Source organism: Paraconexibacter sp., from assembly GCF_059438195.1.
Genome location: NZ_JBLKKY010000041.1, coordinates 17,045 through 43,294, shown reverse-complemented (window position 1 = coordinate 43,294; position 26,250 = coordinate 17,045). Strand labels below are relative to the sequence as shown.

The window sequence follows — 26,250 nt, the reverse complement described above, 5'->3', positions numbered from 1 at the left end:
GGATCGGCGGTCAGGAGCGCGCCGAGCCGGCGAGCCTGCGCTCGGCCGACCCGTCCGACGTGCGGCGGACGGTCGCCGAGAGCGCGTCCGCGACGGCCGTCGAGGTCGATGACGCCGTCCGGCTCGCCGGGGCCTCGCGCTGGGGGGCGCGTCCGGCCGAGGAGCGCGCGGCGGTCCTCGTCCGCGCGGCCGGGGCGCTCCGCGACGACCGGCGTGCGCTCGCGGCCCTCGCCGTGCGCGAATGCGGCAAGCCGTGGCCCGAGGCCGACGCCGACGTCTGCGAGGCGATCGACTTCCTCGAGTACTACGCGCGGGCGGCGGTCGCCGTCGAGCACGGGCCCGAGCTCGTGCAGGTGCCGGGGGAGCGCAACGCCATGCGCTACCGGCCGCGCGGCGTCGCCGCGGTCGTCGCGCCGTGGAACTTCCCGCTCGCGATCGCCTGCGGCATGACCGCCGCGGCGCTCGCGACCGGCAACGCCGTCTGCCTCAAGCCCGCCGAGCAGTCGCCGGCGTGCGCGGCGGCCCTCGTCGACGCGCTCCACGGAGCCGGCGTCCCGGCCGACGCGCTCGCGCTCCTCCCCGGCGCCGGCGAGGTCGGAGCAGCGCTCGTCCGCCACCCGGGCGTCCACGTCGTCGCGTTCACGGGCAGCGCGGCCGTCGGCCTCGAGATCGTCCGCGCGGTCACCGAGCCGTCGGCCGAGCGCCGCCACGTCACGAGCGTCGTCGCGGAGATGGGCGGCAAGAACTGCGCGATCGTCGACGCGGACGCCGACCTCGACGTCGTCGTCCCCGCCGTCCTGCGCTCGGCCTACGCCTTCGCCGGGCAGAAGTGCTCGGCCGCGTCGCGGGTGCTCGCGCACGCGCGCGTCGCCGACGCGCTCGCGGAGCGGCTCGCCGGCGCCCTCGCGACGCTGCGGGTCGGGCCGGCCGACGACTTCGCGACGGACGTCGGGCCGGTCATCGACGTCGAGTCCCGCGACCGGCTCGAGGCCGCCGTCGCAGCGCTCACGGGGGAGGTCGTCCGCGGCGAGGCGCCCGGCGGCGACGGCCTCTTCGTCGCGCCCGCGCTCGCCGTGTCCCCCGAGCCGCACGACCCGCTCCTGCGCCGCGAGCTCTTCGGGCCGGTCCTCACGCTCGAGACGGTCGCCGACGTCGATGCCGCGTGCGCGATCGTCGACGACCTTCCGCAGGCGCTCACCGGCGGGCTCTTCTCCCGCGACCCCGACGTCATCGCGCGGGTCGCGCGGCGCACGCCCGTCGGCAACCTCTACGTCAATCGGGCGACGACCGGGGCGATGGTCGGGCGGCAGCCGTTCGGCGGGAACCGGCTGTCGGGGACGGGCGCGAAGGCCGGTGGCGCCGACTACCTCCTGCGGTTCGCCGAGCCCGTCGTCGTCACCGAGAGCACCGTCCGGCACGGGCTCCCGCTCGAGTGAGGAGCTCGAGCGTGCCCGTCCCGAGGACGCACCGGCGCGTGGTTGGATGAGCACGATGGTGCAGCGGCTCGAAGCGGACTACCTCGTCGTCGGCGCCGGTGCGTCGGGGATGGCGTTCACCGACGCCCTCGTCCGGCACGCCGACGTGCGCGTCGCGCTCGTCGACCGCCGCCACGCGCCCGGCGGCCACTGGCTCGACGCGTACCCGTTCGTGCGCCTCCACCAGGCCTCCGCCTTCTACGGCGTCGCCTCGACGGTCCTCGGCTCGGGCGCGATCCAGCGGGTGGGTCCCGAGGCCGGGCTGCACGAGCGTGCCGGCGCCGCGGAGGTCTGCGCCTACTACCGCCGCCTGCTCGACGACCAGCTCGTGCCGTCCGGCCGCGTCACCTTCCACCCGGGCTGCGAGCACCTCGGCGGCGGCGCGTTCGTCTCCCGCCTGTCGGGGAAGCGCGTCGATGCCGGCCCTGATTGCCGGATCGTCGACGCCCGCTACCTCGCCCCGGAGATCCCCGCGACGACCCCGCCGCCGTTCGCGGTCGGCGAGGGGGCGCGCGTGCTCCCCGTCCACGCCCTCCCGCAGCTCGAGGCCGCGCCGGCGGAGCTCGTCGTCGTCGGGTCCGGGAAGACGGCGACCGACACCATCGTGTGGCTCCTCGGGCAGGGGGTGGAGCCGGACGCGATCCGCTGGGTGCGGCCACGGGAGCCGTGGATGCTCAACCGCGCGGTCGTCCAGCCCGACCCCGCCGTCTTCACCGCCATGGCAGCCGACACGATGGAAGCCGCGGTCGCCGCGTCCTCTCCGGACGACCTCTTCCTGCGCCTCGAGGCCGCGGGGGTGATGCTGCGCATCGACCGCTCGACGACCCCGACGATGGCGAAGACCCCGACGCTCGCGCAGTGGGAGCTCGACCTGCTGCGGACCGTCGAGCGGGTCGTCCGGCTCGGTCACGTCCGTGCCGTCACGACCGGCCGGATCGAGCTCGACCGGGGGGAGGTGGCGATCGAGCGCGACGCCGTTGTCGTCCACTGCGCCGCGGCCGGGCTGCAGTACCCGCCGCTCGTCCCGATCTGGGGGGAGGGGGCGATCACGATCCAGCCGGCCCGCACGGGGTTCCCGTGCTTCGGCGCGGCTCTCGTCGGCTACGTCGAGGCGACCCGTGAGGAGGACGAGGAGAAGAACCGGCTGTGCCCGCCGGCCCCGCTCTCGGACACGCCCGCCGACTGGGCGCTCATGCAGGCTCTCGGCGGGCGCGCGGCGCGGGCGTGGGGAGCCGAGCCGGACATCCGCGAGTGGGCGGACGGCGTGGCCTTGAATCCGTCGCGCGCGCCGGCCGACGGGCTCGCCGACGCGGCCTTCACCGCCGCCCGCGAGCGTCTGGGGTCGGTGCTCGAGCCGGGGCTCGCGGCGATGGCCGGGCTCGCGGCGCAGGGCGGGTGCCCCGGCGCGCGCCCCTGAGGCGCGGCGGATTCAGCCGCCGCGGCGCCAGGGCAGACGGCGCTTGGGCTTCTCCTCGCCCTCGGCGGCCTCGGCGGTCATCGCCTCGTAGGCGGCCTGCGCCTCGCGGGCGAGCGCGTCGAGGTCGCCGTCGATGAGCCGCTTCGCGAGCTCGAGGGCCCGCGACCAGAGGGCGTCGATGAGCCGTGCGGTCTGCGGGTCGTCGGCGACCTCGCCGATGCGCAGGGCCTGCGGCGCGTCGTTGCCGACGGGGTCGACGATGAGGTAGCGGCGCCCGCCCGGCCACGAGACGGCGAGCATGATGCGGTCGTCGGCGCGCAGCGCGCTCGTGAGCTCGACGCCTTCCGCGGCCTGGAGGATCTCCTCGGAGGCGAGCTCGTGCTCCTCGATCCACTCGGGTGGCCAGGTGGGGAACGGGTCGCTCATGTCCCGCACAGTGAACCGGACCGGGCGCTCGCGTGCCGGGGCGCGGCCTGCGAGGGTGTGTGGATGGCGGGCGCGATCGTCCTCGCCGAGCGCGGGGAGCACCTCACCTTCACCTACGAGGATCTCCTGCGCTACCACGGCCCGGGGTCCCCGGCCGGCGTCGCCCACGCCTGCAAGGTCCTCGAGCGCGGCATCCCGCTCCTCGCCGGCGAGGGCCCGTGCGAGCGGCGGGCGGTGACCGTGCGCACGGCGTTCGGCGGGCCGGGCGCCCGCGACGCGTTCGAGATGGCGACGCGCGCGGTGAGCGACGGCCGCTTCACGCTCGACCCGTCGCTCTCGCGGCCGGAGCGCGGGCGGACGCTCGAGCGGTTCGTCTTCGCGCTCGGCCACCGCGGACGCGAGGTGACGCTCGTCGTGCGCGAGGGCTTCGTCCCCGACGAGCTCATCGACCTCGCGCGGACCGAGCCGCGCAGCCCGGCGCAGGAGCGGCGCTTCGCCGAGTGCAAGCGCGAGACAGCGGCCCTCGTCGTCGCGGCGCCCGCCGAGGAGGTCTACGACGTCGAGACGGGCTGAGCGGCTCCGCGCCGAGATGCGCCGCGCGGCGTGGTAGCGTCGCGCCGCGTGCGTCGGCCGGCAGGGATCGCGATCGTCCTGGGTGTCCTCCTCGGGCACGCCGCCGGTGCGGGCGCGCAGGGTCCGCAGCTGCCGCCGGTGGGAGTCGTGCACGCGAAGGCGTCGGTCGTCGAGCGCGGCTGGATCCGGCTGAAGGCCGGCGGCCCGCCGGGCGCGGTGCTGCGCGTCGACGAGACGACGACCGGGACTCCCGAGCTCGTGACGACGATGCCGCTCACGGCGCCGACGAGCGGTCGCCGCCGACTGCTGGCGTGGCGGTGCGACCGCCTCACCCGCGAGATCACGGTGACGGCGGTGCTGCCGGACGGCTCGACGCGGCAGACGGTCACCGCCGCGACGACGCCGGCGTGCGGGCGGCGCTTCGTCCTCGGCACGGGGCGCGGCCGGGCGCGCCGCGGCATCGACGTGCGGATCGCCGACCGGTTCGGGGTCGGCGATGCCGAGGTGCGCGTCTGCGCCGCGCCCGGCCGGCGTGCTCCCCGCTGCGAGGTCGTCCGCTTCGCGCCGGGAGAGCGGGCGCGGGTCGTGCGGCTGCCGGCCCCGGTCCCGGGCCGCTACCGGGTGACGATGCGCACTCCCTACGGGCAGGAGGCGGCGGGGACCGGGCGTGTGCGGCGGGCGGCGGGACGGTTCCGCCTGCTCGCCACAGGCGACTCGATGATCCAGATCATCGACGGGTTCCTCGACCGGCGGCTTCGCGACCGCGGCGGCCGGGTGCGCAGCGACGCGCACATCGCGACCGGGATCTCCAAGCCCGAGCAGTTCGACTGGCTCGGGAGGGCCCGGGGCATGGCGCGTTCGTTCGAGCCGCACGTCACGGTCGTCTTCCTCGGGGCGAACGACGGCTTCCCGCTGCGCCGCGGCGGTCGTCGCGTCGACTGCTGCGGCGAGGATTGGGTCGCGGCGTACGCCGATCGCGTCGAGACGATGATGCGCAGCTACGCGCGCGGCGGCGCGGGCCGCGTCTACTGGCTCCTCCTGCCCGCCGCCCGGGACGAGCGGTTCAACCGCGTGTTCCGGCCGGTGAACCGGGCGATCCTCCGCGCCGCACGCCGCTTCGACGAGACCGCGGTCGCGGTCATCGACATGCGCCGGCGGTTCACCCCGGGTGGCCGCTTCCGCGCCTCCATCCGCGCGGGCGGCCGTCGTGTGACGGTCCGTCAGGACGACGGCGTCCACCTCAACGTCAAGGGCGCGTCGATCGCCGCCGGCGTCATCGTGCGGTGCCTGAGGCGGGACGGATACATCGGCTGACGTTCGCGGCTCGCGTCGGCCCGGGACGCGAGCGCGCGATTCGCATCGGGCTCCACCGGGAAGGATCTGGGCGAGCGACTTCTGGACGACTGCATATACCCCTAGGCAGACGAACATGCCACCACGGGAAGATTCACGAAATCTGTCGCAGTAATACTGTTCCAGATGAGTCGGACCGTCCCCTGCCCCGGCCGGCTCGAGTCGAGTCGAGCGGGTCCCCGACCGCTCGACCCGGAGTCGTGGTGGTCCCGGGGAGCCACGGCTCCCCGGGACATCACGGCAGTGACGTCGCCGCGACGGCAGACCTTCGTTCGCGGGCCGCGGCGTCGCGTCGCTGCCGTGGACACCTGGCCGATGTCGCTCGGACGAGCGCGAGAAAGCGGGTAGGCACGTGAACATGACCGGCAAGACGCGTCGCGAGCTGATCGAGGAGCTGCGTCGTGCGTCGTCCGATGCGCTCGAGCTGAGCGAGCTGCTCGACGCCGAGCCCCCGGGCACGTTCGATCAGATCGAAGCGCAGGACCTCGACGACATCGTCGTGCTGCTCCGGCGGGCCGCGGAGGTCTCCTCCGCCACGACCGCCCCGGACGACCGCGACCATCACGACCACCTCCGCCGGATCGTCGGCCGGCACATCGAGTCGGCGCGCGTCGCCGTGAGCTGGCTGCGCCCGGGCGGAGATCACTGGGCGGACGAGACGGCGAGGCTCCTCGAGGAGGCGCGCCTGCACGTCGAGACCGGGGGTCCGAGTCGGTAGCGGCGCCCGGATCGCGCGACGCAGCGGTCCGCTGCGCGCGTCGGCGCCCTCGCCGGGACGACCGCGCGGGCCGTCCCGGCCGCTCCCGGTCGCCCGCTCGGCGACGGACGCCTCACTCGGAGGCGGGAAGCGTCTCTCCGATCGAGGCGGCGTCGCCGTCGGGGTCGATCCGGTAGCCGTTCTTCGTGCCGTGGGGCGTCGCGTACACGGCGTCGGGCTCGTGCTGCGGATGATGGTGCGCGAGCTGATGGAGGACGAGCTTGCCGTGCCGCTCGGCCAGTTCGGCGAGGGCGCGTGCCTGGGCCGGCGTCAGTTCGATCATCGTTCACCTCGTCGCGGTCGGCGGTCTCAGCCTCTCGGGGCGCTCGCCCGCCTCGCGGACGCGGCAGCGCCCCTGGGCCAATCGTAGTCGTGCGACGGCGGTCGCGACAGGGCTCGCGCGCCCTTCGTCGGGTCCTGGCCCCCGCAGGTCTCCGCGCCGCCCGCCGCCGTGATCAGCGGCGGCCGAGCAGCCCGCGCACGCCCGTCCACGCCGCGCCGACGGCGCCGCGGCCGAAGCCGACGAGCATGTTCCCGAAGTCGAAGCGGTCCCGCCAGAGGGCGATGCGGCCGTCGCGGACCTCGAACGTGCCGCAGACCCAGAACGACGCCTTGAAGGCCCCGACGCCGAGGACGTCGGTGCGCTCGGTGAGCACCGTCGAGCCGTTGGCGGCGATGTTGTGCATCCGCACCTCGAACGTCGGACGCCCGACCGGCGGGAAGAACGACTTCAGCGTGCGCACGAGCCCAGCGCGGGTGCGCGTCGCCGGGAGCGGGACGTTCTGGTAGACGACGTCGTCGGTGCAGAGGGCCGCGGCGCCCTCGATGTCGAGGTTCTCGAGCGCCTCGATGAAGCGCTCGACGACGGCGATGGCCTCGCGCTCCTGTGTCGAGCCGGTGCCGGAGGAGCCGTTGCGGCTGGCGGGAGTCGTGGTGTCGGGCATGAGCGGACCCTACCTCGGCCCGAAGGACGCGAGCAGGGGTCGCCGGGCCCGGAGAACGCTCACGGGGCTCCCACGAAGCTCCCAGGGACGCGGCCTAGCGTGGGCGCATGACCTTCACGAGCCGAATCTGCTCCGTCCTCGCCGTGCTCGGGAGCGCGGCGGTGATCACCGGCTGCGGGGAGGGCGCCGAGAGCAGCGACGGGGCGTCCGACCGCGTGGCGGCGGCCGCGGCACCGGCGGCGAGCACCTCCCCGGCCGGCGAGGACGCCCTCCAGGGCTCCTCCGAGGCGGCCGGCGGCGCCCGCCCGCACGGTCCGTTGCCCGGCGACTGCCCGGCGGACGTCTTCCAGACCGCCCGCGACGGCGCGGAGGCCAACGGGCAGGAGGTCGCCTTCGACGTCGAGTGCACCGGCGACTCGGCGACCGTGACGACCAACGGCCTCATCGACTACGAGTACGCCCCGATCACCCCGAACGACCTCGCGGCGCAGGATCTCTCGTTCACACTGCCCCTCAGTCCGACGGAGGCCTCGGGTCCCCAGGCGATGGGCCTCGGGCCCTCCGGCGTCGCCGTCAACGGCGTCGTCTCCTTCGGCGCCTTCGAGGCGCCGCGCGACGGGCTGCGGGACCCGCTCTCCGACGGGCTCCTCGACCAGTGCAACGGTCACACGGCGCCAGGCGGGCTCTACCACTACCACGCGCGGATGGACTGCCTCTTCACCCAGGAGGAGCTCGACGACCCCGCGACCGTCGTCGGCTGGTCGCTCGACGGCTACCCCGTGATGACGGACGTCGCGTGCACCGACGAGGCGTGCACCGACACGGAGACCGTGTCGTCCAGCTACGTCCGGGTCGACGAGGGCTCGACGACGCCCGACGCCTGGGAGTACCGGGAGAGCGACGGCGGCCTCGACGAGTGCAACGGGCGCGTCGGCGCCGACGGCAACTACCGCTACTACGCGACCGACACCTACCCCTACCTGCCGTACTGCTACCACGGCCTCACCGACGCGTCGGCGGGCGACTTCACCGGCGCGCCCTCTCCGACCCCGGGCGGCGGGCGCGGGTGAGGGATGCGCTCCCGCCGCGGCGTCGACCGCGCTCGACGAGGACCGGACGATCACTCTCGAGCTGCGCCTGCGCACCGCGTCCGGCGACGACGTGACGGTGTCCTCCCGTGCGAACCGGGGCGCGGAGGACGCGCTCGTCGACGGCGCCGGCGCGGCGTCCGCCATCGACGGCGGACGGGTCGCCGCGACGGTCCGGATCGACCTCGCCGCGGTCATCCCGGGGACCGACCTCGCCGCCGCCAGCCCGGGGCTCACGGCGCCGCGCGCGCTCGGCGACGGCGTGTCGTCCACGGTGCAGCGCACGTGCCGCGGCCATCCGGCCGCCCGGCTCGCCCCGCCTCTAGGGTGCCTGCATGTCATCGCCCACCGACCGCAAGGCGATCCGCGTCCGCGGGCTGCGCAAGAGCTTCGGCGAGGTCCACGCGCTGCAGGGCGTCGACCTCGACGTCGACGAGGGGACCGTCCTCGGCCTGCTGGGTCCCAACGGCGCCGGCAAGACGACGGCCGTCCGCGTCCTCACGACGCTGCTGGCGCCCGACGCCGGCGAGGTGCGAGTGGCGGGCCTCGACGCCGTCGCCGACGCCGAGGCGCTGCGGTCGCGCATCGGCCTCGCCGGGCAGTACGCGGCGGTCGACGAGAACCTCACGGGCCGCGAGAACCTCGTCATGGTGGGCCGCCTCTACGGGGAGTCCCGTGCCGCTGCGAAGCGCCGGGCCGACGAGCTGCTCGAGCGCTTCGGCCTCACCGCGGCCGCCGGCCGGCCGGCGAAGACCTACTCGGGCGGCATGCGACGGCGGCTCGACCTCGCCGCCGCTCTCGTCGCCCGGCCGCCGATCGTGTTCCTCGACGAGCCGACGACGGGCCTCGACCCGCGCAGCCGCCTCTCGCTGTGGGAGACGATCGAGGACCTCGTGGCCGAGGGGACCACCGTCCTCCTCACGACCCAGTACCTCGACGAGGCCGACCGGCTCGCCGACCGCATCGCCGTCATCGACCACGGCCGCGTCATCGCCGACGGCACCGCGGACGAGCTGAAGGACCGGGTGGGTGGCGAGCGGCTCGTCGTCCACCTCACCGACGCCGCGGCGGCGCCCGCGGCGGCCGCCGCCCTCTCGGCGATGTGCGCGGAGGCGCCGGTGACCGACGGGGCGACGGTCTCTCTCCTCGTGCAGTCGCGCAGCGGCGTCATCGTCGAGGCGGTCCGCCGGCTCGACGAGGCGGGCGTCGGCGTCGACGACATCGGCATCCGCCGCCCGACGCTGGACGACGTCTTCCTCGCGCTCACCGGTCACGTCGCGGAGGGCGACGGCGACGAGGGAGCAGGCGACGAGGGCTCGGAGGTGGCGGCATGAGGCGTCTCGTCGCCGACACGCTCGTCATCGCCGAGCGCAACCTCGTCCGGCTCCCGCGCCAGCCGGACCTCTTCGTCGCGTTCACCGCGCAGCCGGTGATGTTCGTGCTCCTCTTCGTCTACGTCTTCGGGGGCGCGATCTCGACGCCCGGCTACGAGGACTACGCGGACTTCCTCATCCCGGGGATCATCGTGCAGAACATCGCGTTCGGCGGGTTCACGACCGCCCTCGGGCTCTGCGAGGACCTCTCGAAGGGCCTCATCGACCGCTTCCGGTCGCTGCCGATGGCCCGTCCCGCGGTCCTCGCCGGCCGCACGCTCGCCGACGTCGTGACAAACACGCTCTCGCTGACGATCCTCCTCATCACCGGGCTCATCATCGGGTTCGAGTTCGACGCCGGGGTGGGCGAGATCGTGGCCGGGATCGGGCTGCTCATGCTCTTCGGCTACGCGTTCTCGTGGGTCTTCGCCTACATCGGCACCGTCGTCTCCACGCCGGAGGCGGCGAACTCGTTCGGGTTCATGGCGGTCTTCCCGCTCACGTTCATCTCGTCGGCGTTCGTGCCCGTCGAGTCGATGCCCGCCGGCCTCGAGTGGTTCGCGGAGATCAACCCGTTCACCGTCGTCGTCGACGCGATGCGGACGCTGTGGCTCGACGCCCCCGACGGCAGCGTGCTCGGCGCCGTCGCGTGGTCGCTCGTGATCCTCGCGGTCTTCGCGCCCCTGGCGACGGCGCGCTACCGCAAGGCGGTCGCGAAGGGCTGACGACAGCCCGTAGAGTCCGCGCATGGCCACGACATACGACCTCGGCGGCAAGGTCGCGCTCGTCACCGGCGGCGCGCGCGGAATCGGGAAGGCGACGGCGAAGGCGCTCCTCGCAAGGGGCGCCTCGGTCGCGATCGTCGACCTCGACGAGGGCGCGTCCCAGGCGACCGCGGACGAGCTCGACGCGACGCGCGCGATCGGGATCGGCGCCGACGTCACCGACCGCTCGGCGATGCAGCGGGCGGTCGCCCGGACGGTCGAGCGCTTCGGCGGCCTCGACGTCGTCGTCGCCAACGCGGGCATCGCCCCGCGCGGCGCGACGTTCCGCGCGACGTCGTCGGAGACCTTCGACCGCGTCATCGACGTCAACCTCTTCGGCGTCGCGCGGACCGTCGAGGCGGCGCTCCCGCAGATCGTCGAGCGTCGCGGGCACGTCGTCGTCATCGCGTCCGTCTACGCGTTCCTCAACGGGATGGGCGTCGCCTCCTACGCGATGGCGAAGGCCGGGGTCGAGCAGCTCGGCCGCGCGCTGCGCGTCGAGCTCACGCCGAAGGGGGCGAGCGCGAGCGTCGCGTACTTCGGCTTCATCGACACCGAGATGGTCCACCGCGCGCTCGACGAGGACCCCATCGCCGACCGGATGATCTCGACGCTCCCGAAGCCGCTGCAGAAGCGGCTGCATCCGGACGTCGCCGGCAACGCGATCGTCGCGGGCATCGAGAAGAGGGCGCCGCGGATCATCCGCCCGCGGCGGTGGACGGCCTTCAGCGTCCTGCGAGGCGTCCTCAACCCGCTCCTCGACCGCTACGTCGAGAAGGACGCCGCGACGCAGGAGATCGTCGGCGAGCTCGACGCCCGCGCCGGAGAGGACCAGCCGACGACCGCCTGACCGGCGGGTCAGGTCTCGACGCGCTCGAGGTCGGCGAGGGGGAGGTCGTGCGGGTCGGTCGTCGCGCGGAACGCGTCGAGCGACCCGCCGCCGAGCGCGTCGTAGCCGGCCTCGACCCGCTCGACGTACTGGCGGTGGACGACGGCCGCCCCGGCGGCACGGGCCGCCACGAGCCGGGCGCGCCCGGCGGGCGTGCCGACGTAGGTCCACACGCGCCCTCCCACCTCGGCCTCGCGGATGCCCGCCGTCACCTCGGTGCGGACGTAGTTGCGCTCGCGCGCGTCGAGCGCGCTGAGGACCGCCTCGTCGACGGGGACGAGGACGCCGGCGATCTCGACGCCGGGCGCCGCGCGCAGGTCGAGGAACGCGACGTGGACGGCGGGGCGGCGGCCCGCCGGGTCGCGGTAGTGCTTGTAGCCGGGGACGTCGGCCGCGTTGTCCATCGCGACGCCCCACCACCGCGCCGCGCCCCGCAGGAGCGCGGCGGGAGCGCCGGGATGCTCGCGGACGAGCGACCCGTAGGCGAAGACGTGATCGGTCACCACCCGAGGGTCGCACGTCCGCGAGCGGGCGGTCAGCGCGCGGCGACGGTGGGAGGCGCGACACGCTCCGTCGAGGCCGGGGCGGTGCGGCGCAGCCCGCGGACCTGCCAGGCGGCGTAGGCCGCGGCGTCGGCGGCGAGGACGGCGAACGCGATCGGCACCCAGGCGGGCGCGCCGACGAGGAGGGCGATGACGGCGTCGATCGCGAGGACGATCGCGGCGACCTCGGCGACGACGAGGCGACGGCGGCTGATGGTCTGCATGACAGGCTCCTTCGGTCGGATGACGCCGCCAACCGTGCCCTCGGGCGGGAGGCGGCGCAATGACCTGCGAGGTAGGCGACAGGCCTCACGCGCCGGGCTATCGTCGCCCTCGATGAGCACGACCGCGCCCACAGCACCGTCCGCGACCGTCGGGGAGCTGCTCCGCGACTGGCGCCGCCGCCGGCGACTCAGCCAGCTCGACCTGTCGCTCGAGGCGGCGGTGTCGGCCCGGCACCTCAGCTTCGTCGAGACGGGCCGCTCCCGTCCCGGCCGCGACCTCCTCCTGCATCTCGCCGAGCACCTCGAGATCCCGCTGCGCGAGCGCAACACGCTCCTCCTCGCGGCGGGGTACGCGCCCGCCTTCCCCGAGCGCTCGCTCGACGACGAGGTGATGGAGCCGATCCGCAGCGCGCTCGACACGATCCTCGCCGGGCACGAGCCCTTCCCGGCGCTCATCGTCGACCGCCGCTGGAACCTCGTCAGCGCGAACGGTCCCGCGCTGGCGATCCTCGCCGAGGGCGTCGACCCGGCCCTCCTCGAGCCGCCCGCGAACGTCGTCCGCGTGAGCCTGCACCCCGACGGGCTCGCGCCGAGGATCCGCAACCTCGCCGAGTTCTCCGAGCACGCGGTCACGCGACTGCGACGCCAGGCGCTCCTCGCCGCGGACGACGCCCTCGACGCGCTCCTCGAGGAGATCCGCGGCTTCCCGGGCGTCTGCGAGGACGCGTCGATGGCCCCGGACCCCGCCCGCATGCTCGTCGTCCCGATGGAGCTCGAGCGTCTCGACGGCACGGTCCTGCGCCTGTTCTCGACGATCGCGGTCTTCGGCACGGCGCTCGACGTCACCGTCTCCGAGCTGGCGATCGAGACGTTCTTCCCCGCCGACGGGGAGACCGCCGCCGCGCTCCACGCCGCCAAGTCGTCCCGCGACGGTTGACGCGCTGTCGAGAGCCGGGCTAGCGTGCGCCATGGCCTCCTTCGATCCCTCCGCCCTCGACGAGATCCTCTCCGCAGCCGCGACCGCGGGGGACGTCCCCGGCGTCGTCGCCACCGTCGCCACCCCCGACGAGGTGCTCTACCACTCGGCCTTCGGGACGCTCACCGCCGGTGGCGACGTCCCCGCGGCGCCGGACACCGTCATCCGCATCGCGTCGATGACGAAGGCCCTCGCGACGGTGGCCGTCCTCCAGCTCGTCGAGCGCGGCGACGTCGACCTCGATGCGCCGGTGTCCTCCTACGTCCCGGCCTTCGGCGAGCTGCAGGTCCTCGACGGCTTCGACGGCGACGAGCCGCGCCTGCGTCCGCCGGCGAGCCAGGCGACCGTCCGGCAGCTCCTCAGCCACACGGCGGGGGCCGGCTACTTCTTCCTCCACGAGGACCTCATGCGCTGGCACGAGGCGACCGGCTGCCCGACCGTGCTGCACTTCGAGCCGAAGGCCCTCGAGGCCCCGCTCGTCCACGACCCGGGGACGGTGTGGGAGTACGGGACGAACACCGACTGGGCCGGCCTCGTCGTCGAGGCCGCGAGCGGGCGGCCCCTCGACGCGTTCCTCGCCGAGAGCGTCTTCGGCCCGCTCGGCATGGGCGACACGACGTTCCGGGCCAGCGCCGACCAGCTCGCGCGCTCCATGCCGATCCACGCGCGGCTGCCCGACGGCGGGCTGCAGCCGACGGACCTCGAGTGGCCGGCCGATCCGCCGATGATCTTCGGCGGCCACGGCGCGTACTCGACGGCCGGCGACTACACGCGCTTCCTCCGCGCGCTGCTGCGGGGCGGGGAGCTCGACGGCGAGCGGATCCTCCGGCCGGAGACCGTCGACGAGGCGCTGCGCCCGCAGATCGGCGACCTCCGCCTTCCCGAGGTGATCCGCTCGGCGCGGAAGGATCTCTCGAACGACATCCCGTCCCTTCCCGTCGCGCAGTCGTGGGGCCTCGGGTTCCACCTCGTCCTCGAGGACCTCCCCGGGATGCGGCGGGCAGGGACGGGCGACTGGGCGGGCCTCGCCAACTGCTACTACTGGATCGACCGCGCGACGGGTGTCGCAGCGATGTTCCTCACCCAGGTGCTCCCGTTCTTCGACGAGCGCGCCGTCACCGCGGCCCTCGGGTTCGAGGGCGCGGTCTACGCGCAGGTCGGCGCTCCGGTCGGCTGACGCTCAGCTCGCGGCGCCGAGGAGCTCCCGCTCCTCGGCCTCGAGCGCCCGCTTCGCACGCGTCTCGGGGTCCCAGCCCACGACGACGGAGGTCCCGCTCGCCGCGATCGTCCCGTCGGGGAGGAGGATCTCGTGGTCGATCACGATCGAGGAGCTGCCGACCCGGCCGACGCGGGCGACGGCGACGACGTGCCCGTGGTCCTTGCGGACCTCGTGGCGGTAGTCGAGCTCGACGCGGACGAGGACGTAGGCGGTGTGCCGGGCGGCCGCGGCGGCGAGGGACTGGAAGATCGAGCCCCGGGCGTCCTCGAGCATCTCGTGGTAGACGGCCTGGTTGACGTGGCCGAGCATGTCGAGGTCGCGCCAGCGGATCGGGATCGTCACGCGCGCTTCGAGGGGACCGGCGGTCGTCGGCTCGCTCATCGGCGCGGACCCTAGTGCAGTCCGCGGCCCGGCAGCGCCTGCCCCGCCGTCCAGCGGGACTGCCGTTTCGTCAGGATCCAGGTTGGATAGGGTGCTAAGCAATAACCGCGACCCAGGGGTGGGGAGGAGGAGACCTCGTGTCCGTCACCCGTCCCCTGGGGGCGCCGCTGCGCGCTGCGCTCACGCTCGTCGCCGTCGCGATCGCCACCACGCTCGCCGCACCCGTCACGGCGCGCGCCGACGACCCGCTCAGACCCCACCAATGGGGCCTCTTCGCCACCCGCGCCGACGCGGCGCACACCGTCACGCGGGGGGCGGGCGTGACGGTCGCGGTCATCGACAGCGGCGCCGATCTCGCCCATCCCGATCTCGCGGCGAACCTCGTCGCCGGGCCGGACCTCGTCGACGGCGACGGCGTCCCCGCCGATCTCAACGGCCACGGAACGCACGTCGCCGGCGTCATCGCCGCCGTCGAGGACAACGGCATCGGCGTCGCGGGAGCGGCGCCGGGCGCGCGTGTCCTCGTCATCCGCGCGCTCGACGCGGCGAACAGCGGATCGACGACCACGATCGCCGAGGCGATCGACGCCGCCGTCGCCAGCGGCGCCCGCGTCATCAACCTCTCTCTCAGCGCCGGCCCCGACGCTCCCGATCGCATCCTGCCGAGCTCGGCGCTCGTGCAGGCGATCGAGCGCGCCGTCGCCGCCGGGACCGTCGTCGTCGCAGCCGCCGGGAACTTCAGCCTGCCGATCTGCTCGCAGCCGCTGGTCACCGGGCGGATCCTCTGCGTCGGCGCCGTGGACGAGCAGCGCCAGCGCGCGTCGTTCAGCAACTACGGGTTCCGCGTGGACATCGTCGCGCCTGGGGAGAAGATCATGTCGACGACGATCAACGGCCGCTACGGCTCGATGTCCGGCACCTCGCAGGCGACGCCGCACGTCGCCGCCGCCGCCGCGCTCCTCCTCGCTCGGGGCTACGACGCGCAGGCGGCGATCGGCCGTCTGCTCGCGACGGCGCAGGACGTCGGCGTCCCCGGGCCCGACACCGTCTTCGGAGCGGGGCTGCTCGACATGGCCGCGGCGCTCGGCGGGCCCGTCGCGACGAGCGCGCCCGCGACCCCGCGCCGCCCGGCGAAGCTGCGCGTCCGGCGGGCCCGGATCGACGACGGCCGCCTCGACGTCCTCGCGCAGATGACGCGGCGGGCGACCGGCGAGCTGTCCGGCCGGCTGCGCAGCGGAGGGCGGACCCACCGGTTCACCGCGCGCGTCCGCGACGACGGGACGGTGCGGGTCGACGAGCGGCTGCCGCGCGCGATGCGCCGCGCGACGACCGGGATCGTCAGGCTCGACTACGACGGCGACGCGCGCGTACGCCCCTCCGAGGTGCGGCTGCGGGCGGCGCGGCGGCCGGCCCGCCTGCGCCGGGCGGCATCGAGCCTCGAGGACGGCGTCCTGCGCGTGCGCGGGACGATCACGCGCCGCGCCCGCGGCGTCGTGCGAGTGCGCTACGACTACGCCGGCGGCGACGGCAAGCTCGTCTCCCTGCGCCTGCGGGCGCGGATCCGCCGCGGGCGGTGGAGCGTCGAGGAGCGGCTGTCCGGCGCGGCGGCGCAGGGCGGCTTCCTCTCGATCCAGTTCACCGGCGACCTGGACCGCCGCATCCGCGGCGAGCAGACGACGAAGGCGGTCGGCTGAGGCCGGGCCACCCGCGGGTCGCCGACCGGGGGCCGTTCAGCCGGACGGGCGCACCTCGACGGCGATCCCCCACGGGTCGCGCGCGCGGAGCCCGCCGTCGCGGCGCGCGACGTCGACGCCCGCGGCGTGGAGGCGGTCGGCCGCCGCGTCGACCGCGGCCGTTCCGTCGACGACGACCGTCCAGTGACGGAGGCCGGCGACGTGCTCGGGAGCGGGGGCGACGTTCTCGCCCGCCCACACGTTGACCGCGACGTGGTGGTGGTAGTCGTCGGCCGCGAGGAACGCCGCGCCCGGGTAGGTCGTCGTGAGCGCGAACCCGAGGCCGTCGCGGTAGAAGGCGATCGCCCGCGGCAGCTCGCCGACGTGGAGGTGGACGTGGCCGACCTTCAGGCCGGCGTCGGCGTGCGGCGGGGGCTCGGCTCCTGCGGTGAGGCGCCGCAGCCCCTCGCCGTCGAGCGGCCGGGTGTACATCCCGACCGTCTCCCCGTCGCGCTGCGGCGCGGGCCACTGGGCTCGCGGGCGGTCGACGTACAGCTCGAGCCCGTTGCCGTCCGGGTCGCGGAGATACAGCGCCTCGCTCACGCCGTGGTCCGAGGCGCCCTCGAGCGTGATCCCGCGCCGGGTGAGGCGCGCCTCGGCCCGCGAGAGCTCGTCGCGAGAGGGGAAGAGGAGCGCGACGTGGAAGAGGCCCGCGTGCCGGCCGGGCCGACGCGCGAGCGGATCCTCGTGGAGGACGACGAGGTCCTCGTCCCCGGCGCCGAGGGTCGCGGAGGGGGCGTCGTCCGCGCGGGCGTGGAGGCGCAGCCCGGCGGCGTCCTGGTACCACGGGACGGCGCGGTCGAGGTCGCTCACCGTCAGGTGGACGGGGCCGAGACGCGTCTGCGGCGGAAGCTGCTGCGCTGGCGTGCCCATATCCGCATGATGCCCGACGCGCCAGCTCGAGATGCGTCGGCCGTCGCCATCACCACCCGGGAAGCGCCGGCGGGAGCGGCGGATCGACATCCGGTGGCGGTGGCGCCGCAGGGCCGGCGAGGCGGACCGCCACCGCGACGGCGACGAGCGCCCATACGCCTGCGAGGAGGGCGAGGAGGTTGCCGGTGTAGTCGCGGGGGAGGAGGGACGGCTCGAGCGGGTTCGCGCCGTTGCCCGTCGCGGCGGGGAGCGCGACGAGCACGAGCGCGGCGCTCACGATCGCGCCCGCCTGGATCGGCGGCCGTGCCCGGGCCGGGACGACACGCGCGAGGAGGAGGCCCGCCGCCCCCGTGAGCGGGGCGAGGACCGCATCGTGGAGGGCGAGCCCGCCGACGAAGTACTTCGCCCAGTTCCCCGGCACGGTCTGGCCGGCGTTCTCGAGGAAGCCCACGACGCCGACCGCGAGCACGAGGACGCCGAGTCCGACGAGGATCCGGGTGGCCATCACACGACCTCCACGCGCGTCACCCACTTGGTCTGCTGCACCCCGGGGCGGTTCGGGGCGATGAGCCGACACGGGAACCCGTGGTCGGGGTGCAGGTCCTCGTCGCCGAGGCGCAGGGCGAGCAGCGTGTCGGCGTGCTGGACGTGCGGCACGTTGAGACGGCTCGACCGGAAGCTGCCGCGCGTCTGCAGCGAGCGCACGACGACCTCGGCGTCCTGAGGCCCGCCGGCCATCGCGACGAGGTCGCGGACGCGGACGCCGCCCCAACGCGCCCCGGCGCTCCAGCCCTCGACGCAGGTGATCGCGAGGTCCGCCTCGTGCTGGGGCATCGCGCGCAGGTCCTCGAGGGTGAGCGAGAGGGGCGTGCGCACGCGGCCGACCACCTCGAGCCGGAACTCCTCGGGCTGCGAGATCGCGTCGACGACGCCGGCGGCGACCGCGCTGCGGTTGACCGGGACGCCTTGCGGCCCGATGTCCGGGCCACGCGGAGCGAGGATCGCGAGCTCCTTGAGCGGCCGCACCGTCTGGCCGATCGTCGTGAGGGTGACCGCGCCGACCGCGGCGCCCGTCGCGAGGAGGAGACCGCGCCGGCTGAGGCCGTCGCCGTCGCCGTCGGGCTCCGGGGGCCGCTCGGCCTTCGCCCGGCGGCCGACCGACCGCCTCACGACGACGAGCTGCAGGCCGACGTGGATGAGCAGCGCGCCGATGACGATCCACGCCGTCCAGAAGTGCGTGATGCGGAAGTTGAAGTCCCACGGGTACCAGTTCGTCGTGTTCACGAGGCCCGTGAAGAGGAGGAAGATCGCGCCGGCGACGAGCGGCACGAGGGCGAGCCGCGCGAGCGCGTGCGGGACGTCGCGGACCGGCGGCCACTCGAACAGCTTCGGGTAGACGACCCACAGCTTCACGAGGACGAGCGGGATCGTCGCGATGCCCGCCGCGACGTGGAGCCCCTGCGTGAAGCGGTAGAGCCACGCCGGCTCGGCGGGCATCGAGAGGAACCCCACGTCGAGCGGGTCCTGGGCGAAGTGCGAGTAGAGGCCGGTGAGGAAGCAGGCGGCGAACGTGATGCCGAGCGCGATGCCGAGGAGCGACGCGACCCGCTCGTCGTGCAGGCGGGAGGGGAAGGCGTCCTCGTCGAAGGGGCCGGCGCGGAGGTGCCCGAGCTCCTCGTCGAGGACCTCCCCGATCGGGCGCCCGCGCGCGAGGCGCTCGCCTACGGCCGGCCGAGCGCGGCGAACCATCGCTCCTCCTCCGTCCATTCGTCGAGCACCGCGAGCCCCGCGGCCCCGGCGATCGGCTCGACGGCGTCCGCGGCGACGCGCGCCCACGGGAACCACGAGCTGCGCAGCGCGTCGTCCTCGAGCCGGATGCGGGTCGGCCCCGTCCGCGTTCCCGGCGCGCCCAGCTCGACGAGGACGATGGCGTCCGGATGCGCGATCGCGGCGACGCGGCGCAGGAGCGCGCGCGGACGCCCGCCGATCCCGATGTTGCCGTCGAGAAGGAGGACGGACCTCCACACGCCCGGCGACGGCACGGGGTCCCACACCGAGCGCTCGACCGCGCGCGCCCCGCGGTCGCGCGCATGGCGGACCGCGACGGGGCTCACGTCGACGCCGAGCGCCGGGACGCCGCGGCGCGCGAGCGCGCCGACGTGCCGGCCGGGGCCGCAGCCGATGTCGAGGACCGGCGCACGGGTGCGCGCGAGCACGGACTCGTCCGCGGCGGTCGGCGGGCCGAGCCAGCGCGCGATCGGGATCTCGGTCAGGCGGCCGTCGCGCTCGCGCAGGCGGAGGTTGCCCTCACCGGCGAGCCCGCGGTCGTAGAGGGCGAGAGCGGCGTTCATGCCGCCGCCTCCGGTGGCGCGGCGCCCGCGGGATCCGGGCCGAGGCGCGCGACCGCGCGCGCGAACCGGCCCGACGGCGCCTCGCGCGCGACCGCGAGGGCGTCCTCGAAGCGGTCGACGTCGCGCAGCTCCCGCAGGAGGGCGGGGACGTGGTCGTGGCTGCGAAGCCGGGCGACCTGCTCGGCGCCGGTGCGCTCCGTGCTCATCGGGACGCCGACGAGGAGGCGGTCGTCCGGCTCTCGCAGCCCGATGCCCCAGTAGCCGCCGTCGGCGGCGAGGCCGACGACCGCGCTCGAGCGCGCGAGCGCGTCGAGCCCGGCGCGGAGGTCGCCCGCAGTGAGCTGCGGCGTGTCCATCCCGACGAGGAAGGCGGGCCCGCCGGCGGCCCGGAACGCGGCGGCGAGCCGGACGTCGAGGCCGCCGCCGACCTGCGGGACGACGTCGAAGCCCTCGGGCAGCCACGGCCCGGGGGCGCCGTCGAGCACGACGACGCGGCGCGTGACGCCGGGCGTCCGGGCGACGGTCTCGAGCGTGTCGGCGAGCGCGGCCTCCGCGAGGGACGCCGCCTGGCCGGGCGTGCACGGCGGGCACAGCCGCGTCTTGCTGCGCCCGGCGACGGGCGCCTTCGCGATGACGAGCAGCGTCCGCGCCGGGCTCACCGCAGCGCCTCCGCCATGTCACGCATCGCGCGGGCCGTGCCCTTCACGGTCCCCGTCACCTTCGAGCGGCCCTCGCGCGGGCGGTAGGGCACCCGGACCTCCTCGATCCGCCAGCCGGCCCGGTCGGCCCGCAGCACCATCTCGAGCGGCCAGCCGAAGCGGCGGTCGCGGATGCCGAGGGCGAGGAGCGGCTCGCGCCCGGCGGCGCGCATCGGCCCGAGGTCCGAGAGCCGCACCCCGCAGCGGCGGCTCACCTCGAGGGCGAGGAGCCGGTTCATGACCCGCGCGTGCGCCGGCCAGGCACCCGGCTGCGCGTCGCGCGCGGCGAGGACGAGGTCCGCGTCCCCGGCCCTCACGGGGTCGGCGACGGCGGGGAGGTCCTGCGGGTCGAGGGAGGCGTCGCAGTCCATGAAGCAGACGACGTCCGACTGCGCGGCGCCGAGGCCGGCGAAGCACGCGGAGCCGAACCCCGGCACCGGCTCCTCGACGACGCGGGCTCCGTGCCGGCGGGCGACGTCCCCCGTGCCGTCCGTCGAGCCGTTGTCGACGACGATCGGCCGGTACCCGTCGGGCATCCGCTCAAGGACCCACGGGATCGCGGCGGCCTCGTCGAGAGCGGGGAGGATGACGTCGATCATCGTCATGCGACCGTACGGAATCGCCACGGCCGCGTGATGAACAGGCGGGAAACTCGCCCGGCGGGCGTCTCGGCGTGGCGGGGACGGCGATAGCGTGCAGCGCATGTCGACCGCGGCCACGACGCCCGACGCGGCGGCCCGCGCGTCCGCGGGGCCCGGCGGCGCGGCTGCGGCGGTCGCGGGCCCGGACCGGTCGACGCCGGCGATCACCCTCGCCGCGCTCGGCGCGTGGGTCGGCGTCCTCGTCGCCGGTCGCCTGCTCGGGCTCTCGCTCTACGACGCGGATCCCCTCGTGCGCATCGGCGCGCCGCCTCTCGTCGGCCGGCTCGACCTGCGGATCGAGGCGGGGCTCCTCCCGGCTGCTCTCTACGGCGTCGCGGCGGTCGCGATGCTGCCGGTGCTCGCGCAGCGCATGTCCTGGCGAGGGCTCCTGCTGCTCGCGGCGACGGGGTCGGCGGCCTGGGCGGTGCTCCTCGCGCTCGCCGACGGCGGCGGCGCGCTCACGGCGCCGCTCGAGACGCGGTACGAGTACCTCGCGGCGGTCGATCGCGTGGGTGACCCGTTCGCCTTCCTGCGCTCCTTCACCGACGTCCTGCCGACCTATCCGACGCACGTGAAGGGGCATCCGCCCGGCCTCCTCCTCGCCCTCGCCGGCCTCGACGAGGTCGGCCTCGGCGGCGCCGGGTGGATGACGGCGCTCGTCATCGGCGCCGGTGCGCTCGCGGCCCCGGCCGTGCTCGTCGCGCTGCGCGCGCTCGCCGGGGAGGACCGGGCGCGCGTGGCGGCGCCGTTCCTCGTCCTCGTCCCCGGCGCGGTGTGGATGGCGACCTCCGCCGACGCCCTCTTCACGGGCGTCGCCGCGACGGGGGTCGCGCTCTTCGCGCTCGCCGCGACGACGGCGCCGTCCGACCGCGGGCGCCTGGTCGCCCTCGCGCTCGGCGCGGGGCTCGTGCTCGGCGTCGGCCTGCACCTCAGCTACGGGCTCGTCCCCATCGGCGCGGTCGTCGTGGCGATCGCGCTCCTGCGCCGGGCCTGGCTCGCGACCGCTGTCGCGGGCGTCGGCGTCGGCGCCGTCCTCGTGGCGTTCACCGCCTCCGGGTTCTTCTGGTTCGACGGGCTCGAGGCGACGAAGGACCTCTACTACCCGGGCGTCGCGTCCCGTCGCCCGCACGCCGACTTCATCGTCATCAACCTCGCGGCCTTCGCGCTCGTCGTCGGGCCCGCCGCGTTCGTCGCCGTCGCCCGGCTCCGCGACCGGGCGGCGTGGGCGCTCGTCGGCGGCATCCTCGTCGCGATCGCCGCCGCCGACCTCTCCGGGCTCTCGCGCGGGGAGACGGAGCGCATCTGGCTGCCGTTCGCGCCGTGGGTGCTCGCGGCGACCTGCGCGCTCGCGGGCGCGCATCGCCGCGTGTGGCTCGCGAGCGCCGCGGGCCTCGGTCTCGTCCTCCAGGCAGGAGTGGTGTCCCCGTGGTGAGCACGTCCCGCATCGCGTCCGTCGCGTCGATCCTCGTGAGCGCCATCGTCGCGGCGGGGTGCAGCGGGGACTCCGACCCCGACGGCGGTCGGGACGGCCCGGGCGACGCCGCGTCGGAGGTCGTCGTCCCGGCGCTCGCCGCGCTCCCCGACGGCGGGATTCTCACGGGCGAGCTCGAGAGCGGGGTCGTGCGCCGCTATCCGACGCCGGGCTCCGAGGGGCTCGGCCCGGGGGAGGTCGTCGCGCGGCTGGACGTGCGCACGGGCGGCCAGCGAGGCCTCCTCGGGCTCGCGGCGGCGCCCGACGGCCGCGCCTGGGTCTCGTTCGTCGAGGACGGGGACGGCCGTCTCGTCGTCGAGCGCCTCACGCCGGGGCCGCGCGAGCGGGTGTGGACGGGTCCGGTGGCGACCCGGCTCGCGACCGGCGGGCACATCGAGCACGACGCCGCGGAGGACCGGATCCTCATCGGGGTCGGGGACCTCCAGGATCCCGAGCGCATCGACGATCCGCGCGCGCTCAACGGCAAGCTGCTCGCGCTCGACCCGGCCGGCCCGGCGGAGCAGACGCCCGAGGTGCTCTCGCTCGGCTGGAACAACCCGTTCGCGTTCGCGCGGACGCCGTCGGGGGCCGTCGTCGTCGCGGACAACGCGCCAGGACGCGAGCCTGAGCGCATCGCCCGCGGCGATACCGGCGGGGAGCCGCCGGAGGACGTCACCGAGCTGACGACGAAGATCGCGCCGTCCGGTGTCGTCGCCCTCGCCGACGACGAGCTGGCGGTGTGCGGGGTCGTCTCGGGGACGCTCGACCGCTTCCGCCTCGGCGAGCGGGAGCGCTGGGAGCCCGTCGGCGTCCTCGACGACGACTGCCGCTACGGCGTCGAGCGCCTCGCCGACGGGACGCTCGCCGTGTCCGGCGCCGACGGGGTCGAGCTCACGCGCCTGCCCGGGGACGGCTGACGTGCGGGTGCTCGTGACCGGCGGCGCCGGCTTCATCGGATCCCACGTCGCGCGTGCCCTCCTCGCGCGCGGGGACGAGGTCCGGCTCCTCGACATCCTCCACCCGGCGGCGCACGACGAGGTGCCGGACGACCTCCCGCCGGAGGCCGAGCTCGTGCTCGGTGACGTCCGCGACCGCGGGACGGTCGACGCCGCGCTCGACGGGGTCGACGCCGTCTGTCACCAGGCGGCGATGGTCGGCCTCGGCACCGACGTCGGCGACATGCCGGACTACGTCGCCCACAACGACCTCGGGACCGCGGTGCTCTTCAGCGCGCTCGCGCAGCGGGGCTTCGCGGGGCGGGTCGTGCAGGCGTCGAGCATGGTCGTCTACGGGGAGGGCCGCTACCGCTGCGCGGAGCACGGCGTCGTCCGCCCGGCGCCCCGGCGCGAGGAGGACCTGCGGGCCGGGCGGTTCGACCCGGGGTGCCCGGAGTGCGGGGCGGCCCTCGAGTGGTCGCGGGTCCCGGAGGACGCGCCGGCCGACCCCCGCAACGTGTACGCGGCGACGAAGCTCCAGCAGGAGCATCTCGCGGCGGCGCTGGGTCGCGAGGCGGGGATCGCGGTGACCTCGCTGCGCTACCACAACGTCTACGGCCCGGGGATGCCGCGCGACACTCCCTACGCCGGCGTCGCCTCGATCTTCGCCAGCGCGGTCGCGGGCGGCCGGGCGCCGCGCGTCTTCGAGGACGGCGGGCAGCAGCGCGACTTCGTCCACGTCCGCGACGTCGCCCGCGCGAACGTCCTCGCGCTGACGGCCCCGGAGGCGGTTCCCGGCGCGCTCAACGTCGCGAGCGGCGCGCCGCGGACGGTCGGCGACCTCGCGCAGGCCCTCCATCGCGCCGCCGTCGCGCGCGGCGTCGACGCGCCGCCGCCGGTCGTCACCGGCGAGTACCGGCTCGGGGACGTGCGTCACGTCGTCGCCGACCCGTCCCGGGCCGCGGAGGTCCTCGGCTTCCGGGCGCAGGAGGAGTGGGAGGCGGGCATCGCCGAGTTCGCGCGGGCGCCGCTCCGCGCCCCGGCCGCCGGCGCCGGGGCTGCCCGCCCGGACGCCTGACCCGGCGGCGACCGGATGAACAGTCGGTGAACCGTCGCCGGGCGCGCTTGTCCTCGCGAGCCGGCCGCAGCACACTGGTGACGTGACGACCGACGACCACCGCCGCGGCAGCGTCCTCGTCGTCGACGACGAGCCGACGATCGGCGACGTCGTCTCGCGCTACCTCGAGCGCGCCGGATACGCGACGCAGGTCTGCGCGGACGGGCCCTCCGCCGTGACGGCGCACGCGGCGGCGCGGCCGGACCTCGTCGTCCTCGACCTCATGCTGCCCGGCATCGACGGGCTCGAGGTGATGCGGCGCATCCGCGAGCAGGCGGGCGCGCGACGGACGCCCGTCATCCTCCTCACGGCGAAGGGCGAGGAGCAGGACCGCATCGTCGGCCTGCGGCTCGGCGCCGACGACTACGTCGTGAAGCCCTTCAGCCCGGCCGAGCTCGTCGCGCGGGTCGACGCGGTCCTCCGCCGCCTCGACACCACGCCGGAGGAGGAGCCGGCGATCGAGCTCGACGGGCTGCGCATCGATCCGGCCGGCCGCCGGGTCGTCGCGCACGGGGAGGAGGCGACGCTCACGCAGCGCGAGTTCGACCTCCTCCTCTTCCTCGCCCGCCACCCCGGGCGCGCCTTCACGCGCAACGAGCTGATGGACCGCGTGTGGCAGTACTCCTTCTACACCGACACCTCCACCGTCACCGTCCACGTCCGGCGGCTGCGCGCGAAGCTCGAGCGCAACCCGGAGGAGCCGCGGTTCATCGAGACGGTGTGGGGCGTCGGCTACCGGTTCGCGCCGTGACGGGGCTGCGCGCGAGCCTCGCCTTCGTCCTCGTCGCGACGCTCGTCGCGACGCTCGTCGCGCTCGCCGGCGACGGGGCGAAGGGCGCGCTCCTCACGGCGGGGATCCTCGGTCCCCTCGGCGTGCTCGCCGTCCTCGCCGGTCACGCGCTCCAGGCGCGCCGCCGTGACCGCGGCTCGCTCCGCGGTCACCTCGCGGTCGTCATCGCCCTCGTCGTCGCCGAGGTCCTCGTCGTCGTCGGCCTCTTCGTCGGCCTCATGTTCGTCAGCGCCCACGACGCGCTCTTCACGATCGTCGTCGTCGCGTTCGCCGGTGCCCTCGGGCTCTGGCTCGCGCGTCTGCTCGGCCGCGACGCGCTCGCCGACATCGAGGCGGTCCGCAGCACGCTCGCGGCGGTCGGTGAGGGTCGTCGCGACGTGCGCACGGGCGTCGAGGGCGGCGACGAGCTCGCGCGGCTCGCCGCCGACGTCGACCGCATGATCGACCGCCTCGCCGCCGAGGAGGCGGCGAGAGATCAGCTCGTCGCCGCGGTCTCGCACGACCTCCGCACGCCGATCACCGCGCTGCGGCTCATCGCCGAGGGCCTCGAGGACGACATCTTCGACGAGGGCGACCGGCGGGCCGAGCTCGCGCGGATGACGACGCACGTGCGCGCTCTCGGGGGCCTCATCGACGACCTCTTCGAGCTCACCCGCCTCCAGGCGGGAGACATCCGCTGGACGGCCGAGCGCGTGCCGCTCGACGCGCTCGTCACCGAGACGGTCGACGCCATGCGCCCGCAGGCGGACGCGCTCGACGTCGTCGTCCGCGCCGAGATGCCGGACGTCCTCGCGCCGGCCCGCGCGAACCCGGAGCAGCTCCAGCGCGTGCTCTTCAACCTCATCCAGAACGCGATCCGGCACACGCCGGCCGACGGGAGCGTCGTCGTGCGCGCCGAGCCGGTCGCCGGAGGCGTCGAGATCGAGGTCGCCGACACCGGGCCCGGGATCGCCGAGGAGGATCGCCGGCGCGTGTTCGATGCGTTCTTCCAGGGCGGGACGCGGCGCGCGCGGGGCGAGGACGGCGTCGGTCTCGGCCTCGCGATCGCGCGCGCGATCGTCGAGGCGCACGGCGGGCGCATCTGGCTCGCCAACGCCCCGGAGGGGACCCGCGTCCGGTTCCGCCTCCCCGACGCGCCGGTGGCCCCCGCCGGCGCGTCGCCGGCCCCCGACCCCGCCCCCAGCGCGTGAGTGTCGATCCGCCGACGCATCGCGTCGGCGGATCGACACTCACGGCCTCA

General features: G+C 75.5%; 29 protein-coding genes. 17 read left to right on the top strand and 12 right to left on the bottom strand.

What is annotated here, in order from left to right:
- Nucleotides 1–1,436, top strand: a 1,436-nt coding sequence (locus ACME2J_RS14435; protein WP_495545630.1) for an aldehyde dehydrogenase family protein, incomplete at its 5' end; no start/stop codon positions are given.
- Nucleotides 1,437–1,482: 46 nt separating this feature from the next.
- Nucleotides 1,483–2,892 carry an NAD(P)-binding protein gene (locus tag ACME2J_RS14430; RefSeq protein ID WP_495545629.1) on the top strand — a complete coding sequence of 470 codons (1,410 nt, stop codon included), beginning with the start codon at nt 1,483–1,485 and terminating at the stop codon, nt 2,890–2,892.
- Nucleotides 2,893–2,904: 12 nt separating this feature from the next.
- On the opposite strand, the gene ACME2J_RS14425 is transcribed toward ACME2J_RS14430, so the two are convergent.
- A complete protein-coding gene (locus ACME2J_RS14425; protein WP_495545628.1) occupies nt 2,905–3,318 on the bottom strand; it encodes a hypothetical protein in 414 nt (137 codons plus the stop codon).
- Nucleotides 3,319–3,381: 63 nt separating this feature from the next.
- On the opposite strand from ACME2J_RS14425, the gene ACME2J_RS14420 reads away from it, so the two are divergent.
- The 3 genes from ACME2J_RS14420 to ACME2J_RS14410 all read left to right on the top strand — a co-directional run bounded on the left by ACME2J_RS14420 (nt 3,382) and on the right by ACME2J_RS14410 (nt 5,962).
- Nucleotides 3,382–3,891, top strand: a complete 510-nt coding sequence (locus ACME2J_RS14420; RefSeq protein WP_495545627.1) for a hypothetical protein — start codon at nt 3,382–3,384, stop codon at nt 3,889–3,891.
- A gap of 48 nt (nt 3,892–3,939) precedes the next feature.
- Entirely contained in the window at nt 3,940–5,205 is a 1,266-nt protein-coding gene (locus ACME2J_RS14415) for a DUF459 domain-containing protein (RefSeq protein ID WP_495545626.1), read from the top strand.
- A 397-nt stretch (nt 5,206–5,602) separates the two neighbouring features.
- Entirely contained in the window at nt 5,603–5,962 is a 360-nt protein-coding gene (locus ACME2J_RS14410; RefSeq protein ID WP_495545625.1) for a hypothetical protein, read from the top strand.
- 112 nt (nt 5,963–6,074) lie between these two features.
- On the opposite strand, the gene ACME2J_RS14405 is transcribed toward ACME2J_RS14410, so the two are convergent.
- Both ACME2J_RS14405 and ACME2J_RS14400 read right to left on the bottom strand, forming a co-directional pair.
- Nucleotides 6,075–6,284 (bottom strand): hypothetical protein, encoded by a 210-nt coding sequence (locus ACME2J_RS14405; RefSeq protein ID WP_495545624.1) that lies wholly within the window; start codon nt 6,282–6,284, stop codon nt 6,075–6,077.
- A 172-nt stretch (nt 6,285–6,456) separates the two neighbouring features.
- The gene (locus ACME2J_RS14400; protein WP_495545623.1) at nt 6,457–6,945 is read right to left on the bottom strand and encodes a limonene-1,2-epoxide hydrolase family protein; all 489 of its coding nucleotides are present in this window, start codon (nt 6,943–6,945) and stop codon (nt 6,457–6,459) included.
- Between the two features lie 107 nt (nt 6,946–7,052).
- Here ACME2J_RS14400 and ACME2J_RS14395 point away from each other — a divergent pair, with 107 nt between their 5' ends.
- From ACME2J_RS14395 to ACME2J_RS14380, 4 genes are all read left to right on the top strand, one after another.
- Nucleotides 7,053–8,015: a YHYH protein gene (locus ACME2J_RS14395; RefSeq protein WP_495545622.1), complete on the top strand. Its 963-nt coding sequence runs from the start codon at nt 7,053–7,055 to the stop codon at nt 8,013–8,015.
- A 353-nt stretch (nt 8,016–8,368) separates the two neighbouring features.
- Entirely contained in the window at nt 8,369–9,367 is a 999-nt protein-coding gene (locus tag ACME2J_RS14390) for an ATP-binding cassette domain-containing protein (RefSeq protein WP_495545621.1), read from the top strand.
- A complete protein-coding gene (locus ACME2J_RS14385; protein ID WP_495545620.1) occupies nt 9,364–10,131 on the top strand; it encodes an ABC transporter permease in 768 nt (255 codons plus the stop codon). Before ACME2J_RS14390 ends, ACME2J_RS14385 begins: the two co-directional genes overlap by 4 nt.
- Nucleotides 10,132–10,153: 22 nt before the next feature.
- Complete coding sequence (locus ACME2J_RS14380; protein ID WP_495545619.1) at nt 10,154–11,020, top strand: short-chain dehydrogenase/reductase; 867 nt, start codon at nt 10,154–10,156, stop codon at nt 11,018–11,020.
- An 8-nt stretch (nt 11,021–11,028) separates the two neighbouring features.
- On the opposite strand, the gene ACME2J_RS14375 is transcribed toward ACME2J_RS14380, so the two are convergent.
- Nucleotides 11,029–11,562: a gamma-glutamylcyclotransferase family protein gene (locus ACME2J_RS14375; RefSeq protein ID WP_495545618.1), complete on the bottom strand. Its 534-nt coding sequence runs from the start codon at nt 11,560–11,562 to the stop codon at nt 11,029–11,031.
- Between the two features lie 32 nt (nt 11,563–11,594).
- Nucleotides 11,595–11,825 (bottom strand): hypothetical protein, encoded by a 231-nt coding sequence (locus ACME2J_RS14370; protein ID WP_495545617.1) that lies wholly within the window; start codon nt 11,823–11,825, stop codon nt 11,595–11,597.
- Between the two features lie 112 nt (nt 11,826–11,937).
- On the opposite strand from ACME2J_RS14370, the gene ACME2J_RS14365 reads away from it, so the two are divergent.
- Together ACME2J_RS14365 and ACME2J_RS14360 are read left to right on the top strand one after the other, a co-directional pair.
- On the top strand, nt 11,938–12,762 hold the full coding sequence (locus tag ACME2J_RS14365; RefSeq protein ID WP_495545616.1) for an MmyB family transcriptional regulator: 825 nt from the start codon (nt 11,938–11,940) through the stop codon (nt 12,760–12,762).
- Between the two features lie 31 nt (nt 12,763–12,793).
- Nucleotides 12,794–13,978, top strand: a complete 1,185-nt coding sequence (locus ACME2J_RS14360; RefSeq protein WP_495545615.1) for a serine hydrolase domain-containing protein — start codon at nt 12,794–12,796, stop codon at nt 13,976–13,978.
- Nucleotides 13,979–13,981: 3 nt separating this feature from the next.
- Here the strand turns inward: ACME2J_RS14360 and ACME2J_RS14355 are convergent, their stop codons facing one another.
- Nucleotides 13,982–14,401, bottom strand: a complete 420-nt coding sequence (locus ACME2J_RS14355; protein ID WP_495545614.1) for an acyl-CoA thioesterase — start codon at nt 14,399–14,401, stop codon at nt 13,982–13,984.
- A gap of 137 nt (nt 14,402–14,538) precedes the next feature.
- On the opposite strand from ACME2J_RS14355, the gene ACME2J_RS14350 reads away from it, so the two are divergent.
- Nucleotides 14,539–16,095, top strand: a complete 1,557-nt coding sequence (locus ACME2J_RS14350) for a S8 family serine peptidase (RefSeq protein ID WP_495545613.1) — start codon at nt 14,539–14,541, stop codon at nt 16,093–16,095.
- 36 nt (nt 16,096–16,131) lie between these two features.
- Here ACME2J_RS14350 and ACME2J_RS14345 read toward each other — a convergent pair whose 3' ends face one another.
- The 6 genes from ACME2J_RS14345 to ACME2J_RS14320 are packed head-to-tail and all read right to left on the bottom strand — an operon-like array spanning nt 16,132 to nt 20,655.
- Nucleotides 16,132–17,007 (bottom strand): VOC family protein, encoded by an 876-nt coding sequence (locus ACME2J_RS14345; RefSeq protein ID WP_495545612.1) that lies wholly within the window; start codon nt 17,005–17,007, stop codon nt 16,132–16,134.
- Between the two features lie 49 nt (nt 17,008–17,056).
- Nucleotides 17,057–17,512 carry a hypothetical protein gene (locus ACME2J_RS14340; RefSeq protein WP_495545611.1) on the bottom strand — a complete coding sequence of 152 codons (456 nt, stop codon included), beginning with the start codon at nt 17,510–17,512 and terminating at the stop codon, nt 17,057–17,059.
- Nucleotides 17,512–18,756: a molybdopterin-dependent oxidoreductase gene (locus ACME2J_RS14335; protein ID WP_495545610.1), complete on the bottom strand. Its 1,245-nt coding sequence runs from the start codon at nt 18,754–18,756 to the stop codon at nt 17,512–17,514. The genes ACME2J_RS14340 and ACME2J_RS14335 overlap by 1 nt, the downstream gene beginning before the upstream one ends.
- Nucleotides 18,729–19,358: a methyltransferase domain-containing protein gene (locus tag ACME2J_RS14330; protein ID WP_495545609.1), complete on the bottom strand. Its 630-nt coding sequence runs from the start codon at nt 19,356–19,358 to the stop codon at nt 18,729–18,731. The genes ACME2J_RS14335 and ACME2J_RS14330 overlap by 28 nt, the downstream gene beginning before the upstream one ends.
- Nucleotides 19,355–20,017, bottom strand: coding sequence for a TIGR04282 family arsenosugar biosynthesis glycosyltransferase (locus ACME2J_RS14325; RefSeq protein WP_495545608.1), 663 nt, complete (start codon nt 20,015–20,017; stop codon nt 19,355–19,357). The genes ACME2J_RS14330 and ACME2J_RS14325 overlap by 4 nt, the downstream gene beginning before the upstream one ends.
- Nucleotides 20,014–20,655, bottom strand: a complete 642-nt coding sequence (locus tag ACME2J_RS14320; RefSeq protein ID WP_495545607.1) for a glycosyltransferase family 2 protein — start codon at nt 20,653–20,655, stop codon at nt 20,014–20,016. The genes ACME2J_RS14325 and ACME2J_RS14320 overlap by 4 nt, the downstream gene beginning before the upstream one ends.
- 103 nt (nt 20,656–20,758) lie before the next feature.
- Here ACME2J_RS14320 and ACME2J_RS14315 point away from each other — a divergent pair, with 103 nt between their 5' ends.
- The 5 genes from ACME2J_RS14315 (at nt 20,759) to ACME2J_RS14295 (ending at nt 26,200) form a co-directional block, all read left to right on the top strand.
- Entirely contained in the window at nt 20,759–22,129 is a 1,371-nt protein-coding gene (locus ACME2J_RS14315; RefSeq protein WP_495545606.1) for a hypothetical protein, read from the top strand.
- Nucleotides 22,126–23,085 carry a PQQ-dependent sugar dehydrogenase family protein gene (locus tag ACME2J_RS14310; RefSeq protein ID WP_495545605.1) on the top strand — a complete coding sequence of 320 codons (960 nt, stop codon included), beginning with the start codon at nt 22,126–22,128 and terminating at the stop codon, nt 23,083–23,085. Before ACME2J_RS14315 ends, ACME2J_RS14310 begins: the two co-directional genes overlap by 4 nt.
- 1 nt (nt 23,086) lies before the next feature.
- Nucleotides 23,087–24,181, top strand: coding sequence for an NAD-dependent epimerase/dehydratase family protein (locus tag ACME2J_RS14305; protein WP_495545604.1), 1,095 nt, complete (start codon nt 23,087–23,089; stop codon nt 24,179–24,181).
- Nucleotides 24,182–24,263: 82 nt separating this feature from the next.
- Entirely contained in the window at nt 24,264–24,971 is a 708-nt protein-coding gene (locus ACME2J_RS14300) for a response regulator (protein ID WP_495545603.1), read from the top strand.
- On the top strand, nt 24,968–26,200 hold the full coding sequence (locus ACME2J_RS14295; RefSeq protein WP_495545602.1) for a sensor histidine kinase: 1,233 nt from the start codon (nt 24,968–24,970) through the stop codon (nt 26,198–26,200). The genes ACME2J_RS14300 and ACME2J_RS14295 overlap by 4 nt, the downstream gene beginning before the upstream one ends.
- The last annotated feature ends 50 nt before the right edge of the window (nt 26,201–26,250 follow it).